Annotated in this window: 15 protein-coding genes; 8 read left to right on the forward strand and 7 right to left on the reverse strand. The window is 57.8% G+C overall.

Translation table 11 applies throughout. The annotated features are described in order from the left end of the window. The first annotated feature begins 28 nt into the window (after positions 1-28). Together ABTV29_RS04730 and ABTV29_RS04735 are read left to right on the forward strand one after the other, a co-directional pair. A complete protein-coding gene (locus tag ABTV29_RS04730; protein ID WP_175377770.1) occupies positions 29-670 on the forward strand; it encodes an MBL fold metallo-hydrolase in 642 nt (213 codons plus the stop codon). 101 nt (positions 671-771) lie between these two features. Continuing rightward, positions 772-1,503 carry an OmpA family protein gene (locus ABTV29_RS04735; RefSeq protein ID WP_433769049.1) on the forward strand — a complete coding sequence of 244 codons (732 nt, stop codon included), beginning with the start codon at positions 772-774 and terminating at the stop codon, positions 1,501-1,503. Between the two features lie 222 nt (positions 1,504-1,725). Here ABTV29_RS04735 and ABTV29_RS04740 read toward each other — a convergent pair whose 3' ends face one another. Beyond that, positions 1,726-2,160: a YhcB family protein gene (locus ABTV29_RS04740; protein WP_110964824.1), complete on the reverse strand. Its 435-nt coding sequence runs from the start codon at positions 2,158-2,160 to the stop codon at positions 1,726-1,728. A 144-nt stretch (positions 2,161-2,304) separates the two neighbouring features. On the opposite strand from ABTV29_RS04740, the gene ABTV29_RS04745 reads away from it, so the two are divergent. From ABTV29_RS04745 to zapE, 3 genes are all read left to right on the forward strand, one after another. After that, positions 2,305-2,934, forward strand: a complete 630-nt coding sequence (locus ABTV29_RS04745; protein WP_433771738.1) for an alpha/beta hydrolase — start codon at positions 2,305-2,307, stop codon at positions 2,932-2,934. A 24-nt stretch (positions 2,935-2,958) separates the two neighbouring features. Beyond that, positions 2,959-4,314, forward strand: coding sequence for a tryptophan--tRNA ligase (locus ABTV29_RS04750; protein ID WP_433769050.1), 1,356 nt, complete (start codon positions 2,959-2,961; stop codon positions 4,312-4,314). Positions 4,315-4,404: 90 nt separating this feature from the next. Beyond that, positions 4,405-5,499, forward strand: coding sequence for a cell division protein ZapE (gene zapE, locus ABTV29_RS04755; protein WP_433769051.1), 1,095 nt, complete (start codon positions 4,405-4,407; stop codon positions 5,497-5,499). Between the two features lie 46 nt (positions 5,500-5,545). On the opposite strand, the gene ABTV29_RS04760 is transcribed toward zapE, so the two are convergent. The 5 genes from ABTV29_RS04760 to ABTV29_RS04780 form a co-directional block, all read right to left on the reverse strand. Then, entirely contained in the window at positions 5,546-6,556 is a 1,011-nt protein-coding gene (locus tag ABTV29_RS04760; RefSeq protein WP_433769052.1) for an asparaginase, read from the reverse strand. Positions 6,557-6,631: 75 nt separating this feature from the next. Beyond that, on the reverse strand, positions 6,632-7,825 hold the full coding sequence (locus ABTV29_RS04765; protein WP_433769053.1) for a hypothetical protein: 1,194 nt from the start codon (positions 7,823-7,825) through the stop codon (positions 6,632-6,634). A gap of 14 nt (positions 7,826-7,839) precedes the next feature. Further along, entirely contained in the window at positions 7,840-8,727 is an 888-nt protein-coding gene (locus ABTV29_RS04770; protein ID WP_433769054.1) for a nitrilase family protein, read from the reverse strand. Positions 8,728-8,930: 203 nt separating this feature from the next. Beyond that, the gene (locus ABTV29_RS04775; protein WP_433769055.1) at positions 8,931-10,877 is read right to left on the reverse strand and encodes an FAD-dependent oxidoreductase; all 1,947 of its coding nucleotides are present in this window, start codon (positions 10,875-10,877) and stop codon (positions 8,931-8,933) included. Between the two features lie 216 nt (positions 10,878-11,093). Continuing rightward, positions 11,094-12,014: a GlxA family transcriptional regulator gene (locus ABTV29_RS04780; protein ID WP_433771740.1), complete on the reverse strand. Its 921-nt coding sequence runs from the start codon at positions 12,012-12,014 to the stop codon at positions 11,094-11,096. A 221-nt stretch (positions 12,015-12,235) separates the two neighbouring features. Here ABTV29_RS04780 and ABTV29_RS04785 point away from each other — a divergent pair, with 221 nt between their 5' ends. Continuing rightward, on the forward strand, positions 12,236-13,372 hold the full coding sequence (locus ABTV29_RS04785; RefSeq protein WP_433769056.1) for an acyl-CoA dehydrogenase family protein: 1,137 nt from the start codon (positions 12,236-12,238) through the stop codon (positions 13,370-13,372). A 102-nt stretch (positions 13,373-13,474) separates the two neighbouring features. Here the strand turns inward: ABTV29_RS04785 and ABTV29_RS04790 are convergent, their stop codons facing one another. Then, entirely contained in the window at positions 13,475-14,515 is a 1,041-nt protein-coding gene (locus tag ABTV29_RS04790; RefSeq protein WP_433769057.1) for an NADP(H)-dependent aldo-keto reductase, read from the reverse strand. Positions 14,516-14,760: 245 nt separating this feature from the next. Here ABTV29_RS04790 and rplM point away from each other — a divergent pair, with 245 nt between their 5' ends. After that, positions 14,761-15,189, forward strand: coding sequence for a 50S ribosomal protein L13 (gene rplM, locus ABTV29_RS04795; RefSeq protein ID WP_433769058.1), 429 nt, complete (start codon positions 14,761-14,763; stop codon positions 15,187-15,189). A gap of 14 nt (positions 15,190-15,203) precedes the next feature. Next, positions 15,204-15,596 carry a 30S ribosomal protein S9 gene (rpsI, locus tag ABTV29_RS04800; RefSeq protein WP_433769059.1) on the forward strand — a complete coding sequence of 131 codons (393 nt, stop codon included), beginning with the start codon at positions 15,204-15,206 and terminating at the stop codon, positions 15,594-15,596. Positions 15,597-15,807: the final 211 nt, after the last annotated feature.

Below are 15,807 nucleotides of genomic sequence, written 5' to 3' on the forward strand. Positions count from 1 at the left end.
GCCCGTCCCGTTTATCGAGCAGGCCCAGATGTCCCAGCAACCTTCCCTCATCCGCGAAACCTTCCCCGTCGGCCCGTTGCAGTGCAACTGCACGATCATCGGCGATCCGGTCACGAAAAAGGCCATCGTCGTTGATCCGGGGGGCAATCACGAGCTGATCCTTGCCCGGCTCGAGGCGCTGGGCCTGAAGCTGGTCAGCATCATCCACACCCACGCGCACCTCGATCACTTCCTGGCTTCCGGCCAGTTGAAGGAAAAAACCGGCGCAACCCTGCATTTGCACAAGGAAGATCAGTTCCTCTGGGACAATCTGGAAATGCAATGCCAGATGTTCGGCGTGCCCTATACGCCGGTGCCATCGCCGGATCGCTGGTTGGCTGACGATGAAGAACTGGCTTGCGGCTGCGGCGTTGCCCTGCACACGCCAGGGCACACCCCGGGTTCCATGAGCTTCTGGTTTTCGGAGGCTAAACTCCTGATTGCCGGCGATACCTTGTTCCGTCGTGGAGTCGGGCGTACGGATTTGTGGGGTGGCGATCAGGCGACGATCGTGCGTTCGATCAAGCAGCGCCTGTATACCCTCGATGAGGAGGCAACCGTGGTCGCCGGGCATGGTCCTGACACTCGCCTGGGCGACGAAATGCGTGAAAACCCATTCGTTCGCGCCTGATTTGTAACAAGCGGAATTTTCACCGGGCGAAATGATCCAACGCCCGCAACCTCGATGCTTACGTTCGTTGCACCACAGAATGCAAAAAGTAGGAGCTCTTCATGTTCACCACCCGTCGTTTGATTCTTGTTGCTACTGCCGTGGCGCTCTTGTCCGGTTGTGCATCGCCTAACCCTTATGACGGAAGTCAGGGGCAAGCTGATGGCGGCTCGCAAGGCATGAGCAAAACCGCCAAATACGGTGGCCTCGGTGCCTTGGCCGGTGCCCTGGCCGGTGCCGCCATCAACCACGACAACCGTGGCAAGGGTGCGCTGATCGGCGCAGCGGTGGTGGGTGCGTCCGCTGCCGGTTACGGCTACTACGCCGACCAGCAGGAGAAGAAACTGCGCGCCAGCATGGCCAACACTGGTGTTGAAGTGCAGCGCCAGGGCGATCAGATCAAGCTGATCATGCCGGGCAACATCACCTTCGCCACCGATTCGGCGAACATCGCTCCAAGCTTCTACCAGCCGCTGAACAACCTGGCTGGCTCGCTGAAGGAATTCAACCAGAACCAGATCGAAATCGTCGGCTACACCGACAGCACTGGCAGCCGTCAGCACAACATGGACCTTTCCCAGCGTCGGGCCCAGAGTGTGGCGACTTACCTGACCTCGCAAGGTGTGAGCGGCACCAACCTGAGCTCCCGCGGTGCCGGCCCGGATAGCCCGGTTGCCAGCAACGCCGACGTCAATGGTCGTGCGCAGAACCGCCGTGTAGAGGTCAACCTCAAGGCGATTCCGGGTCAGCAATATGGTGGCCAGCAGCAGGGTAACGTTCAGCAATACCCATAACGCCAGGCCCTATGAAAAATGCCCGATTCGATGATCGGGCATTTTTTTGTGTTGCCTGTACGGCCCCATCGCGAGCAGGCTCGCTCCCACAATGGCCTGCACAGAACTTGTGGGAGCGAGCCTGCTCGCGATGGGGCCTGCATCAGCGCAGAAAAGCCCCGGAAATAAAAAAGCCCCCGGACAATCACTTGTCCGGGGGCTTTTCATTGGCGCGAAGGCGAATTACTTCTTCAGACCATAATGCTCATCAAGCATGCCCGGGGCGTTCGGGGCTTTAGGGGCGTAATCGCGCGGCGGTTCCTGGCTGCGCGGTGGCGTCAGGCGTTCCCGTGGAGCCTGCGTCGCATCCGCGTGCAGGGAGGCCAGCAAGCGTTGGCGGGTCTGCTCGTCCAGGGCCAGGCGGTTGGCACCCTCGGCGAGATGATCCTGCACTTCCTGATAGCTCTGAGTCAGTTTCTTGACCAGTGTCGCGGTGCTGTTGAAGTGGGTCACCACCTCGTTCTGATAACTGTCGAAACGTTCCTGAATATCGTCCAGCTGACGTTGCGTGCTGCTAGGCGCGGCATTCGGCGCAAGGCGAGCGATCAGGAATCCAATGGCGACACCCACAACCAGGGCAAGAGTCGGCAACAACCAAACTAAGAGCGAGTGTTCCACGAGTCCTTCCTCTATAAACGGCTTTGCTTTACGTTAACGGCTCGAACCTGCGCTGTATACCGCGATTCGCTCGCAATAGACAGTCGCAGACAATTTGCTAGACGAGTCGACCCGATTCAAGGTCACGGAGTTCTTTCCTTGCTGATGCGTGAAACCCCTGTAGTGATTGATGGCCCGGTCGGCCAACTGGAAGGTCTGTACCTGGATAACGAGCAGCCGCGCGGCATCGCGCTGATCTGCCACCCCAACCCGGTGCAAGGCGGCACCATGCTCAACAAAGTGGTTTCGACCCTGCAACGCACCGCCCGCGATGCCGGCCTGATCACCCTGCGCTTCAACTACCGTGGCGTCGGTGCCAGCGAAGGCACCCACGACATGGGCACAGGTGAAGTCGACGACGCCCAGGCCGCAGCGGCATGGTTTCGTGAAAAGCACCCGGATCTGCCCCTGACCCTGTTCGGCTTCTCCTTCGGCGGTTTTGTCGCCGCCAGCCTCGGTGGACGCCTGGAAGCCAGAGGCGAGCAGCTCAAGCACCTGTTCATGGTCGCGCCGGCGGTCATGCGTCTGGGGGATCAGGATCCACTGCCGCAGCAGGGTGAACTGACGCTGATTCAGCCGGAAACCGACGAAGTCATCGACCCGCAAGTCGTCTACGACTGGTCCCAACAACTCGAACGTCCCCATGAGCTGCTGAAAGTGGCAGAATGCGGACACTTTTTTCATGGCAAGCTGACTGATCTCAAGGATCTTATCCTGCCGCGTCTTTCGAATTGATTGCAGTCTGACAAGCGATTACCCATGACGACTCGTACCCGTATCCTCACCGGCATCACCACCACCGGCACGCCGCACCTGGGCAACTACGCTGGCGCCATCCGCCCGGCGATCGTCGCCAGCCGTGACAGCAATGCCGATTCGTTCTATTTCCTGGCCGACTATCACGCCTTGATCAAATGCGATGACCCGCTGCGCATTCAGCGCTCGCGTCTGGAAATCGCCGCGACCTGGCTGGCCGGTGGCCTGGATGTGGACCGCGTGACCTTCTACCGCCAGTCCGACATTCCGGAAATTCCCGAACTGACCTGGCTGCTGACCTGCGTCGCCGCCAAGGGCCTGCTCAACCGCGCCCACGCCTACAAGGCCTCGGTGGACAAGAACGTCGAGACCGGTGAAGACCCGGACGCGGGCATCACCATGGGCCTGTACAGCTACCCGGTGCTGATGGCCGCGGACATCCTGATGTTCAATGCGCACAAGGTGCCGGTCGGTCGTGACCAGATTCAACACGTGGAGATGGCCCGTGACATCGGCCAGCGCTTCAACCACCTGTTCGGCCAGGGCAAGGAGTTCTTCACCATGCCCGAAGCCCTGATCGAGGAAAGCGTGGCTACCTTGCCAGGCCTCGACGGTCGCAAGATGTCGAAAAGTTACGACAACACCATCCCGCTGTTCAGCAGCTCGAAAGAGATGAAGGACGCGATTTCGCGGATCGTCACCGACTCCCGTGCCCCGGGCGAAGCGAAAGATCCGGACAATTCGCACCTGTTCACCCTGTTCCAGGCCTTTGCTACCCCCGCGCAAGCCGACGAGTTCCGCAGTGAACTGCTGCAAGGCCTGGGTTGGGGCGAGGCGAAGAATCGCCTGTTCCAGTTGCTGGACAACGAGCTGGGCGAGTCCCGTGAGCGTTATCAGCAGCTGATCGAGCGCCCGGCGGACCTGGAAGACATCCTGCAACACGGTGCAAAAAAGGCCAGATCGGTGGCGACCCCGTTCCTTCACGAGCTGCGCGAAGCGGTTGGCCTGCGTTCTTTCGTTGCTCAGACACAAGTGGCGGCTACCACCAAGAAGAAAGCTGCGAAAGCCGCGCGTTTCGTCAGCTTCCGCGAAGACGACGGCAGTTTCCGCTTCCGTCTGCTGGCGGCCGATGGCGAACAGCTGCTGCTGTCGCGCAACTTCGCTGATGGTAAGACCGCCGGTCAAGTGACCAAGCAGCTGCAATCGGGCCAGCCATTGGACGTGCGCAGCGAAGACCTGAGCTTCAGTGTCTGGCTGGAAGGCGAGTGCGTTGCCGACAGCCCGGCTTTCGCTGACAGCGCCGCGCGCGATGGCGCGATCGACGCTCTGCGCATTGCTCTGATGCCGATTCAGGAATAATCAACGGCTCGGCCCGACCAAGGGCTGATTGCCATTCCCACGGGCCATCGCTAAAGTGACGGCCCGTTTTTGTTGCCTTGCTAACGAATTATGACGCCCCTAGAACGATATCAAGCTGATCTGAAACGCCCGGAGTTCTTCCATGACGCTGCGCAGGAAACGGCTGTGCGTCATTTGCAGCGCCTGTACGACGATCTGGTCGCAGCCGCGCAGAACAAACCGGGCCTGCTGGGCAAACTGTTTGGCAAGAAGGATCAGGCGCCGGTCAAGGGCCTGTATTTCTGGGGCGGCGTAGGCCGCGGCAAGACTTACCTGGTCGATACTTTCTTTGAGGCGCTGCCGTTCAAGGAAAAGACCCGTACGCACTTCCATCGCTTCATGAAGCGCGTGCACGAAGAAATGAAAACCCTGGGCGGCGAGAAAAACCCGCTGACCATCATCGCCAAGCGTTTCGCCGCCGAGACTCGGGTGATCTGCTTCGATGAGTTCTTCGTTTCCGACATCACCGACGCCATGATCCTTGGCACCCTGATGGAAGAGCTGTTCAAGAACGGCGTGACCCTGGTCGCGACTTCGAACATCGTACCGGACGGCCTGTACAAGGACGGCCTGCAACGTGCGCGTTTCCTGCCGGCCATCGCGCTGATCAAGCAAAACACTGAAATCGTCAACGTCGATAGCGGTGTCGACTACCGTCTGCGTCACCTCGAACAAGCGGAACTGTTCCACTTCCCGCTCGACGAAGCCGCCCACGAAAGCCTGCGCAAGAGCTTCCGTGCGCTGACGCCGGAATGCACGGCAGCGGTCGAGAACGACGTGCTGATGATCGAAAACCGCGAAATCCGCGCCTTGCGCACCTGCGATGACGTGGCCTGGTTCGACTTCCGCGAACTGTGCGACGGCCCGCGCAGCCAGAACGACTACATCGAACTGGGCAAGATCTTCCACGCCGTATTGCTCAGCGGCGTCGAGCAGATGAGCGTCGCCACCGACGACATCGCCCGTCGTTTCATCAACATGGTCGACGAGTTCTACGACCGTAACGTGAAACTGATCATTTCTGCCGAAGTGGAGTTGAAAGACCTCTACACCGGTGGTCGCCTGACTTTCGAATTCCAACGGACCCTCAGCCGCCTGCTGGAAATGCAGTCCCACGAGTTCCTGTCTCGGGCGCACAAGCCGTAAGCGTTTCAAAAAAAGGCCTGCGAAAGCAGGCCTTTTTTTATGATCATCAGAAGCCCGTTGTGGGAACGTTGAAAGCTGTATCGCCACTGAGATAGCGCTCCAGCTGCTCCTGCTGCTGACATCCTATAAGCAACCACAACAGAATCCTGGCTTTGCGCGGACACACAAACCCCGCCATCGACACCCCCTTGCGGATCAAATCCATCTCACCACCCCTGAAACCGTAAGAGGCCCGCGCGGTGGAGCCGGAGCCTGTGCGGGTGGCGATGATCACGGGAATTTTTCTCGCGATATGCTCAATCTCCTTCGCCCAATCAGGCGAGACATGGCCAGCCCCGAAACCGGCGATGACCAGCCCGTCGTATCCCAGCGCAACGATGTTCTCCAACAGGAGGGTGTCGGCTGACAGGCAAGCCTCAAGCATTGCCACTTTGTGTGTGGTCTGTTGCGGCAGGGGCAACAGGGGGCGCGGATCTGGCGGGCGCTGGTAGCAAACATGATCCTCCAGTAGCAGACCGACCGGGCCCACGTTGGGAGAGGAAAACGCTTGCAAGGCGAGCGAATCGGTTTTGCGTACGCTGCGCGCCAAGTGAATCTGCCCGTTCATCACCACCTGAACCCCGCGCTGGCGACTGTTCTCTGCCAGGGCGACGCGACAGGCATCCAATAGGTTCGCCGGTCCATCCGCACCTGGCTGCGCAGCGGAGCGCATGGCGCCAGTCAGCACCAAGGGAGTGTCGTGAGGCCACAGGTAGTCGAAAAACTGTGCGGCCTCTTCGAGAGTATCGGTGCCTTGGGTAATCACGACGCCCGAGGCGCCCTGTTCGACCTGAAACTTCGCCCAGGCCAGTACGCTCAACAAAAACTCGAAATCCTGCGATGCGCTGGGCAGCAGGCCGAGGGTTTCCACGGTCACCCGGGCCAATGTCTCCAGTCCCGGAATGGAGGCCAGCAGGGATTCACCGCTGACGGTCGGAATCACCCCTTCACCGGGCTTGCTGGCTTGCATGCTCACCGTGCCGCCGAGTGCCGCGATGGCCAGTTTTGGCAGGTCCATGTCATACCTCTCTTTCAGATGAAAAGTGGCTGTATCCGTTGTTCAGGCCGGGATACAGCCGAATGCCAGGGCTTGTTATTCCCCGAACAGGAAGCCGATCAGCGGCACGATCAACAGCGTGCTGATGGCCATCGACAGGACATTGGCGATGTAGGCGTGCATATCGCCTGGTAAACGTTTGGCAATTGCGCAGGCCAATGGCGGCGCTAGCAACGCCCCCAGTAACGCGCTCGACACTATGATCTGCCAGCTTCCCCCGTGGGCCAGAAGCGTCGCGGGCACGACTGACACCAGCGGGATGTAGGTGGGATACCAGCCGCGCAACATCCATTGACGACGCCAGACCAGAACTCCAATTGCCGAGGCCAGCGCCTGGGCAGCGATGATGTGCAACAGCAGGCCGGAACCGTATGCCGGACTCAAGGGGTTGAGGCTATAGGCCAGCAATGCACCCAGCAGCAGGCCAAGGCTGGCCAGTTCATTGCCAAAGAACGGTGCCTCGGAGAAATCCGCCAATACCCGGCGCAGGGTCCAAATGACGCCATAGTCGGGTACCTTGGTGGTCGGCGCAGCGCTCACGGCCGGCGGTGTTTCGGACTGTCCGGATTTCACCATACTGGGGTAATAACGACAGATCAGAAATGCCACCACGCTGGCGCTGGCCATTCCCAGCACGTTGCCGATGACAGCTGGCAGGGCCAGTGGGTTGCACACGTAGTTAACGATCAACAGGCACATCGGCGTGACTAGAACCGCCCCCATGATTGCGCCGTTGATCGTGACCCTCCAGCCACCGCCAAACATCAATACCATCGCCGCGGGCAAAGAAACGAAGGCGACGAACGTGGGCTGCCAGTCACTGGTGCTCACCGTCCAGCCCCACAGCAGATTGCTCAGAAGCAGGCCCAGCAACGAACTGGTAACCAGCCAGGGCCAAAGCCCTGTGCCATAGCAGATGGCAAAGCCCTGCCAGGATCTTCCAGTTCGATTTGCCCAGTAGCCCAGGTAGGCGCCGGCCAGCAAGCCGACAGAGGCGAACTCGTGTTTGTAGAACGCCACCTCACTGATATCGCCCAGTAGCCAGCGCAACCAGGCCCCTGGCTCGGGTAGCGCAGATACCATGTCGCCGTAACCGGGCCAGTGGGCTGTCCAGATAGAACGGTTACTCAGCCACAGCCAGATAGTCAGCCATGCTGCGCCGATCATCAGCAAGGCAACGGCTTTATCCACAGGGCTGAAGCGTTGATTGTTTGCGTTCGGGATTTCCATTGGTCATGCCTCCTTCAGCGTGGGAGGCAACGGTGTTGGGTATAACCGAGCATCTGATCGTAAAGATCGGCCCGGCGATCACGATGCAGGTCGTTCAGGTCGTTCCAGATTGGCGCGCTGCGGGAACTGGTCAGGTCGATATCGGCGAACAGGATTTCCTGCCGGTCGGCCGATGCCACGGCACCTATGGGCCAGCCGTTGGTTCCGGCAATCAGTGAGCAACCCAGGTAGCGAGCGCCACGCTCCTCGCCAATGCGGCTGGCTGCTGCGATAAACACGTTGTTGACGTGCGCTGCGGTCATCGTCAGGTACGACGCCATGCACTTCCCTGCGTCGTCGAACAGCGGTGGTGGCGTCCAGACCCAGTTGTTCAAACTGCAAATAATGTCCGCACCTTGCTGGCTGAGAATTCGCGGCACTTCCGGAAACCAGATGTCCCAGCAAATCAGCAGCCCTATACGACCGATGGGCGTGTCAAACACCGGAAAGCCCAGATCGCCGGGGGTGAACCAGAGTTTCTCCAGATTCCACAAATGGGCTTTTCGATACTTGCCGATAAACCCGTCCGGCCCGAGCAACACCCCCGTATTGAAAAGCCGCATGCCATCGCGCTCGACCAATCCGGCTACAAGATAAACCTTTTGTTTGCGTGCGAAGTCGATCCAGAGTTGCACGCTCGGCCCATCGGGAATCCTCTCCGCATGGGCGTATGCATCTTGCCGATTGCCGAAGAAATAGCCTGTGCTGCACAGCTCGGGCAGCACGATGAGATTGGCGCCGTTGTTAACTGCCTCTTGTGCCAATTGCAGGCTGCGCCGCAAATTTTCTTCATGATTATCGACGCCGACTTGAGGATCGAATTGCACGACTGCTACACGAACGGGGCTTGTTGGCTCGCTCATTCCGGATGACCTCTGTTTATTGTTATTCACGCTGTTTAATTGCGTTTTTATGAGAGGTGAAAAGACAAATGAGCGTAAGTCAGCTCCTTCCTTTCATCGTGTAGTCCGCGTCCGAAGATGCTGGGGGCATTTGATCTGGTTCGCTGAAACCGAGAGAAGGGCAGAGCCATTGCACGTCGTGCATGGCTCTGGTGTGAGGGCGGTCAGGCTTTGAGCTGATAGTGCGGATAGTCGCTCATGGAGAATCCACCATTGAATGTCGCGGCGGTTTTGTTGCAGATATGTATGACTGCGTCGATGGCACCTCGAAAGCACGGCTCTGTCCAACCTGCATCGACGGAAAACGATTCTCCGGACAAATACAGGCCCGAAACATGACCGAAGTCCCGGTTATATTTCATCAGGCTGACAGCGTCGTAATAAGTGCCGGGTCGATACAACTTTGCACAACCCAACGCGTTCTTATCAGTGATCCAGCGTTGAACCACTGCCTGATCAAGACCGATGTAGGGTGAGATTTTCTCCTGGATGTTAGTGGAGTTCATCAGGATGCGGTCCAGTTCCTTGGCGCATCTGCCCACCAGTTCCTTATCGCTGAATGAGGCCAGTTTGGTGGCATCGTCCTCCCATGTGTAACTCAGGAGGATGCAGTCATAGCTGTAATGATCGTTATAGCGGTAGGTGTAGACATCATGGATAAAGCTGTCGGTGACGATGACTTGGGGGATGTTGGTGTTTTTTGAAAGAAAGGATTTTTTCAATGGTGCGAACACTTTACAGCTGGTTTCCCAATGCGCCGTTTTATAAGCATTGATGATTTGGAAGGGCAGCATTTCCTGGGAGAAGTTTTCCAGTTTGATTCGCGTTTCGATGAGCCAGGACGGCAGCGTCATGATGACGGAGTCGAAGTCATCGAAGTGCTCCTCAATTTCCTCGGGTTGGCTGTGCTTCCAGTTGAAGTGAACACGAATTTTTTGGTTGGTCAGTTTTTTCAGTTTGGTGACGGAAGAGTCGGTCAGAAGGCCGTTTGTTCTCTCGCGACTGTGCTCATAGACGGACCTTCCGGTTTCGGTAGTCTTCATGAACAACAGGCATTCGTCCAAAGCGGCGAGCCCGATGTAGCGAGGCTTTTCGAAAGTCAGTCCCCTCGAGTCAAAAACGGCGTCAGTATCGAGGTAGGGCGAATCCAGTGGATCGCCATTTGAGTCCACTCGGCCATGGATCAATTGCAATTGGCTGCTGAATCCGAAAATTGCAGTGCGTAGAGGGTAAAGGCAGCAGACGTCGTAAAAGGCACCCCAACTACCGTCACCTATTCCGATCGCATAGAAAATGGCCGACTCCTGTGCGGACATTCCCATGCCACCAAAGTCACCCGGGGCGTTTTGATCCCATGCTTCCAGAGCGGGCATGCTGACCAGGTCGCGAAACGAAACACCCTCATATTTCTCCACGATGGCAGACCACATCGCCTCCCATTCAGGGCTGGCATAAACCTCTGCAATGTGTCGTGTCATCCGGTCAGCAAAGTTTTTCCATTTGGCATAAACCCTCTGTAGTTCCTCACTGGGGGGAGGGGTCAAGCCGTCTGTATTTATCCATATCAACATTTGCGGTGCCGACCCGTCACCCATACTGCCTTCTCTCAGATAGATGCCTGTCGATCGGACCCATTGGCTTCCGGGGTTGGCAAAGTCTGAGAATGCCAAGTCGAACGATTTTGCGTAGTAAGCCATCAACGACCGGCCTTCCGTAGCGGGTTCGTCAGTCTGGTTAAAGAAGGGCATTCGCATGGCGCCCATTTCGAATGGTGTATGGCTTTGCGAGGAATGTCGGCTGCCGGGAACAGTCAGGTGTCTGCCGCCTATGCGTCTGGATTGTTCGATGAGGGTTATATGGGTGAAGCCGCAGCGGTAGAGCTCTCTGACCGCAGTCAGACCGGTGACACCGGCACCAATGATGCAAATTTTATGTTGTGGGTCGCTGGCTTTGGCTATGCCGTCTTCTTGCTCGACCAAAGCTCGATAGTCAAAGCACAAGTCCGGTGGGTTGGGAAAGCGGGCAGCCCATCTGCTCTTGGCCGAGCGCTTCGTTCGAGTGGTAGTCCTGCCGACGTATGAAGGGTAGTTGTAGCTTGATCCGATAGTCATTGATGTCTTCCCTGACAGTGCTGGGCATGTTTGGAAGGAAAATCATGACGTCGTGAGTCTTTAGCGAAAATCAGTCACGTGGCCTATATGGCGATGCGTTTTCGTGTGGTTGCGTAGGAAAACTGATTCAGAAAAGGGGGGGGCGTAATTCTGTGTAGGAACAGCCGATCGACGCGCAACGAGCGATAGCGCGTCGAACGGCTTCTCCTACAGAACTCAGGCCGCTTGCTGAAACTGCTGCCGATACTGGTTCGGCGACAATTCAGTGTGTTGGCGGAACAATCGGGCGAAGAAGCTGGCGTCGTCGTAGCCGACTTCATAGCTGATGGTCTTGATGCTCTTGCGGCTGCCGGACAGCAAGCCTTTGGCGGTTTCGATGCGCAGGCGTTGCAGGTAGTGCAGCGGCTTGTCGCCGGTGGCGGTCTGGAAGCGGCGCATGAAGTTACGGATGCTCATGCCGTGCTCGCGAGCGACGTCTTCGAAGCGGAATTTGTCAGCGAAGTGTTCTTCGAGCCAGTGCTGGATCTGCAGGATGATCACGTCCTGATGCAGTTTCTGGCCACCGAAGCCGATACGCCCGGGCGAGTAGCTGCGCTGCACCTCATAGAGAATGTCCCGGGCCACGGCCTGGGAAACATTGGCGCCGCAGAACCGCTCGATTAGATAGATGTACAGATCGCATGCCGAGGTGGTGCCCCCAGCGCAGTAGAGGTTATCGGCGTCGGTCAGGTGTTTGTCCTGGTTGAGGTAAACCCGTGGGAAACGCTCGGCAAAGGCATTGAAGAAGCGCCAGTAAGTGGTCGCTTCCTTGCCGTCGAGCAGCCCGGCTTCAGCCAGCCAGAAAACCCCGGTGGCCTCGCCGCACAGTACGGCGCCGCGCGCGTGTTGCTGGCGCAGCCAGGGCAGGACTTGGGGGTATCGCTTACAGAGGGTTTCGAAGTCATCCCAGAACGCGGGAAGGACGATAATGTCGGCATTTTCCAGCCCGCCATCCACCGGCATGAGCACATTGCTGAAACTGTTCACCGGCTTGCCGTCGGGGCTGACCAGGCGGGTTTCGAAGGCCGGAACCAGGCCGTGGCCCAGTTGTTTGCCGTAGCGCAGGCTGGCGAGGTGGAAGAAATCCTTGGCTTGCATGAGGGTGGAAGCGAAAACCCGGTCGATGGCCAGGATGCTGACGCGCCGCAGGGGCGTGGAGGCTTGGTTAGACATAATTCAACTTTATTCTTATAGGGGAAAGTGGTCACCAGACGGCTGGATCGTCTTATTTTTTGTCGGATGTGTCCAGTGTCCTGTATCGGACACGGGGCTTAGTCTCTGAAGGTCTACCTCTTCTAAAAACTAACCACAGGTGCCGCATGATTCCCAGAACCTTGTTCAGTTCCGAGCACGAACTCTTCCGTGACAGCGTAAGAACCTTTCTCGAGAAAGAGGCGGTGCCGTTCCACGGGCAATGGGAAAAACAGGGCTATATCGACCGCAAACTCTGGAACAAGGCGGGGGAGGCGGGGATGTTGTGCTCGCATCTGCCGGAAGAGTACGGCGGGTTGGGGGCGGACTTTCTTTATAGCGCGGTGGTGATCGAAGAAGTGGGGCGGCTGGGGCTGACCGGCATCGGTTTCTCCCTGCATTCGGACATCGTGGCGCCGTACATCCTGCATTACGGCAGTGAAACGCTGAAACAGAAATACCTGCCGAAACTGGTCTCCGGTGAAATGGTCAGTGCCATCGCCATGACCGAGCCGGGCGCCGGTTCGGACCTGCAAGGGGTGAAGACCACTGCAGTGCTGGACGGCGACGAGTACGTGATCAACGGCTCGAAAACCTTCATCACCAATGGCTATCTCGCGGATCTGGTGATTGTCGTGGCCAAGACTGATCCGAAGGCGGGCGCGAAGGGAACCAGTCTTTTTCTGGTGGAGGCCGGTACACCGGGCTTCGACAAGGGCAAGCGCCTGGAAAAGGTCGGTATGAAGGCCCAGGACACGTCTGAGTTATTTTTCCAGGATGTCCGGGTGCCCAAGGAAAATCTCCTGGGTCAGGCCGGGATGGGCTTCGCCTACTTGATGCAGGAATTGCCTCAGGAGCGCCTCACCGTGGCGATTGGTGGCCTGGCGTCAGCCGAAGCGGCGTTGGAGTGGACGCTGGATTACACCCGTGAGCGCAAGGCGTTCGGCAAGTCGATTGCCGATTTCCAGAACACTCGGTTCAAGCTGGCGGAGATGGCGACCGAAATCCAGATCGGTCGGGTTTTCGTCGACCGCTGCATGGAACTGCATCTGCAAGGCAAGCTCGACGTACCCACGGCGGCGATGGCCAAGTACTGGGGCACCGACCTGCAATGCAAGGTTCTCGATGAATGCGTGCAGTTGCATGGCGGATACGGCTTCATGTGGGAATACCCGATCGCCCGTGCCTGGGCGGATGCGCGGGTGCAGCGGATCTATGCCGGGACCAATGAGATCATGAAGGAGATTATTGCGCGGTCGCTTTGATCTTTAGTGACTGAGCTGGCGCCATCGCGGGTAAACCCGCTTCCACAGGTTAGGTGATACCTGTGGGAGCGTGGCTTGCCCGCGATTGGTTTTGAAGATCAATCAAGGCGCAGGATTTGGATGATCCTTATGAATCGCCTCGATCCCTTCCAGTACCTCATCCGACAGTTTCAGATCAAAACTGCCAATGTTGCTGTCCAGTTGCTCAAGCGTCGTCGCGCCGATGATGTTACTGGTCACGAACGGCTGCTGAGTCACGAAGGCCAGGGCCATTTGTGCCGGGTCCAGGCCATGCTCACGCGCCAGTGCCACGTAGCGGCTGCACGCTGCTTCCGACTGCGGGTTGAAATAGCGGCTGAAGCGACTGTAGAGGCTCAGGCGGCCTTTCGGCGGACGGGCACCACCTTCGTACTTGCCTGACAGGAAACCGAACGCCAGCGGCGAATAGGCCAGCAATCCGCATTGTTCGCGAATGGCGATTTCCGCCAGGCCGACCTCGAAGCTGCGGTTGAGCAGGTTGTAGGGGTTCTGGATCGACACCGCGCGTGGCCAGCCACGGGCTTCGGCCAGGGCGAGGAAACGCATGGTGCCCCAAGGCGTTTCGTTGGACAGGCCAATGTGGCGGATCTTGCCGGCCTTGACCTGCTCATCGAGCGCTTCGAGGGTGTCTTCCAGTGGTGTCAGGTTGGCTTCGATCTTGTGCTTGTAGCCCAATTGTCCGAAGAAATTGGTGCTGCGCTCGGGCCAGTGCAGCTGGTAGAGGTCGATGTAATCGGTTTGCAGGCGCTTGAGGCTGCCATCCACGGCTTCGGTGATGTGCTGGCGGTTGTGCCGCAGGTTCTTGTCGCGGATGTAGTCGATGGTATTGCCGGGGCCGGCGATCTTGCTGGCCAGGATCCAGTCGGCGCGATCGCCGCGGCTCTTGAAGTAATTGCCGATGTAGCGTTCGGTAGTGGCGTAGGTTTCGGCCTTGGGCGGCACCGGGTACATCTCGGCGGTATCGATAAAATTGATCCCGGCGCTCTTGGCCCGCTCAATCTGGGCGAAGGCGTCAGCTTCGCTGTTTTGCTCGCCCCAGGTCATGGTGCCTAGGCAGAGTGCGCTCACGTTCAGATTGGTCCGGCCTAGCTGGCGATACTCCATCGGGGGGCTCCTTGGGCAAAACATTCATAAAAGCAGGTTGAATTATTTTTCGCAATCTGCATAATTGCGCACCTCTTTCTGCAGTGGAAGTGATGCGCCGCCGCCGAAGAATCTTGCCGTTGAACGGACGCGCCGACCCGAGCCCCCGAAAGCGTCTGTATCCGGCTGCCTTTGACTTGTCAAAGTACGCACTATTCAGTAAGATCCGCCGTCTTATTTACAGGCGGCCCCTGAGGCTATAAAGAATGAAAACTTTTACTGCTAAACCGGAAACAGTAAAGCGCGACTGGTTTGTCGTCGACGCTGCTGGTCAGACCCTGGGTCGTCTGGCCACCGAAATCGCCAGCCGTCTGCGTGGCAAGCACAAGCCTGAGTACACTCCTCACGTTGACACCGGCGACTACATCGTCGTGATCAATGCTGAGCAAGTTCGTGTTACTGGCTCTAAAACCAGCGACAAAATGTACTACTCCCACTCCGGTTTCCCGGGCGGCATCAAGTCGATCAACTTTGAAAAGCTGATCGCCAAGGCCCCTGAGCGCGTGATCGAGACCGCGGTGAAAGGCATGCTGCCTAAGAACCCACTGGGTCGCGACATGTACCGTAAGCTGAAAGTCTATGCGGGCGCTGCACACCCTCATACTGCTCAGCAGCCCCAAGAACTGAAGATTTAACGGAATAGTTCATTATGTCGGCGACTCAAAATTACGGCACTGGCCGTCGCAAGACCGCAACCGCACGCGTTTTCCTGCGTCCGGGCACTGGTAAAATTTCCATCAACAACCGTACGCTGGATACCTTCTTCGGCCGCGAAACTGCCCGCATGGTAGTTCGTCAGCCGCTGGAGCTGACCGAGACTGTCGAGAAATTCGACATCTACGTCACCGTGATCGGTGGTGGTGTAAGTGGCCAAGCTGGCGCAATCCGCCACGGCATCACTCGCGCCCTGATGGACTACGACGAAACTCTGCGCAGCCCGCTGCGTAAAGCTGGCTTCGTAACCCGCGATGCACGTGAAGTTGAACGTAAGAAAGTTGGTCTGCGTAAAGCGCGTAAGCGTCCGCAGTACTCGAAGCGTTAATTCGCTTCCACGTTCAAAAAAGAACGCCCAGTTTCCTCACGGAGCTGGGCGTTTTTTTGTGCCTGCGATTTATAAAAGAATTGCTCTGTGACAACTTGCCACATCCGTAGACGCCCTATACTACAAGGCTTAGGGGGATTGGCTCCCGGTAATTACCTTGTCAGAATTGGGGGTTTTCATTACCATTCGGCAAAATTTTTATAAGTACAGA

Origin of the sequence: Pseudomonas putida (assembly GCF_050989985.1) — a bacterium.
GTDB classification, from domain to species: domain Bacteria; phylum Pseudomonadota; class Gammaproteobacteria; order Pseudomonadales; family Pseudomonadaceae; genus Aquipseudomonas; species Aquipseudomonas putida_AI.

Bases quoted from the DNA above. Each gene is read 5' to 3' on its own strand.
- ABTV29_RS04730 (WP_175377770.1), top strand. From the start codon at position 29: ATGTCCCAGCAACCTTCCCTCATCCGCGAAACCTTCCCCGTCGGCCCG.
- ABTV29_RS04735 (WP_433769049.1), top strand. From the start codon at position 772: ATGTTCACCACCCGTCGTTTGATTCTTGTTGCTACTGCCGTGGCGCTC.
- ABTV29_RS04745 (WP_433771738.1), top strand. From the start codon at position 2,305: ATGCGTGAAACCCCTGTAGTGATTGATGGCCCGGTCGGCCAACTGGAA.
- ABTV29_RS04750 (WP_433769050.1), top strand. From the start codon at position 2,959: ATGACGACTCGTACCCGTATCCTCACCGGCATCACCACCACCGGCACG.
- zapE (WP_433769051.1), top strand. From the start codon at position 4,405: ATGACGCCCCTAGAACGATATCAAGCTGATCTGAAACGCCCGGAGTTC.
- ABTV29_RS04760 (WP_433769052.1), bottom strand. From the start codon at position 6,556: ATGGACCTGCCAAAACTGGCCATCGCGGCACTCGGCGGCACGGTGAGC.
- ABTV29_RS04765 (WP_433769053.1), bottom strand. From the start codon at position 7,825: ATGGAAATCCCGAACGCAAACAATCAACGCTTCAGCCCTGTGGATAAA.
- ABTV29_RS04770 (WP_433769054.1), bottom strand. From the start codon at position 8,727: ATGAGCGAGCCAACAAGCCCCGTTCGTGTAGCAGTCGTGCAATTCGAT.
- ABTV29_RS04775 (WP_433769055.1), bottom strand. From the start codon at position 10,877: ATGACTATCGGATCAAGCTACAACTACCCTTCATACGTCGGCAGGACT.
- ABTV29_RS04780 (WP_433771740.1), bottom strand. From the start codon at position 12,014: ATGCAAGCCAAGGATTTCTTCCACCTCGCCAGCCTGCGCTACGGCAAA.
- ABTV29_RS04785 (WP_433769056.1), top strand. From the start codon at position 12,236: ATGATTCCCAGAACCTTGTTCAGTTCCGAGCACGAACTCTTCCGTGAC.
- ABTV29_RS04790 (WP_433769057.1), bottom strand. From the start codon at position 14,515: ATGGAGTATCGCCAGCTAGGCCGGACCAATCTGAACGTGAGCGCACTC.
- rplM (WP_433769058.1), top strand. From the start codon at position 14,761: ATGAAAACTTTTACTGCTAAACCGGAAACAGTAAAGCGCGACTGGTTT.
- rpsI (WP_433769059.1), top strand. From the start codon at position 15,204: ATGTCGGCGACTCAAAATTACGGCACTGGCCGTCGCAAGACCGCAACC.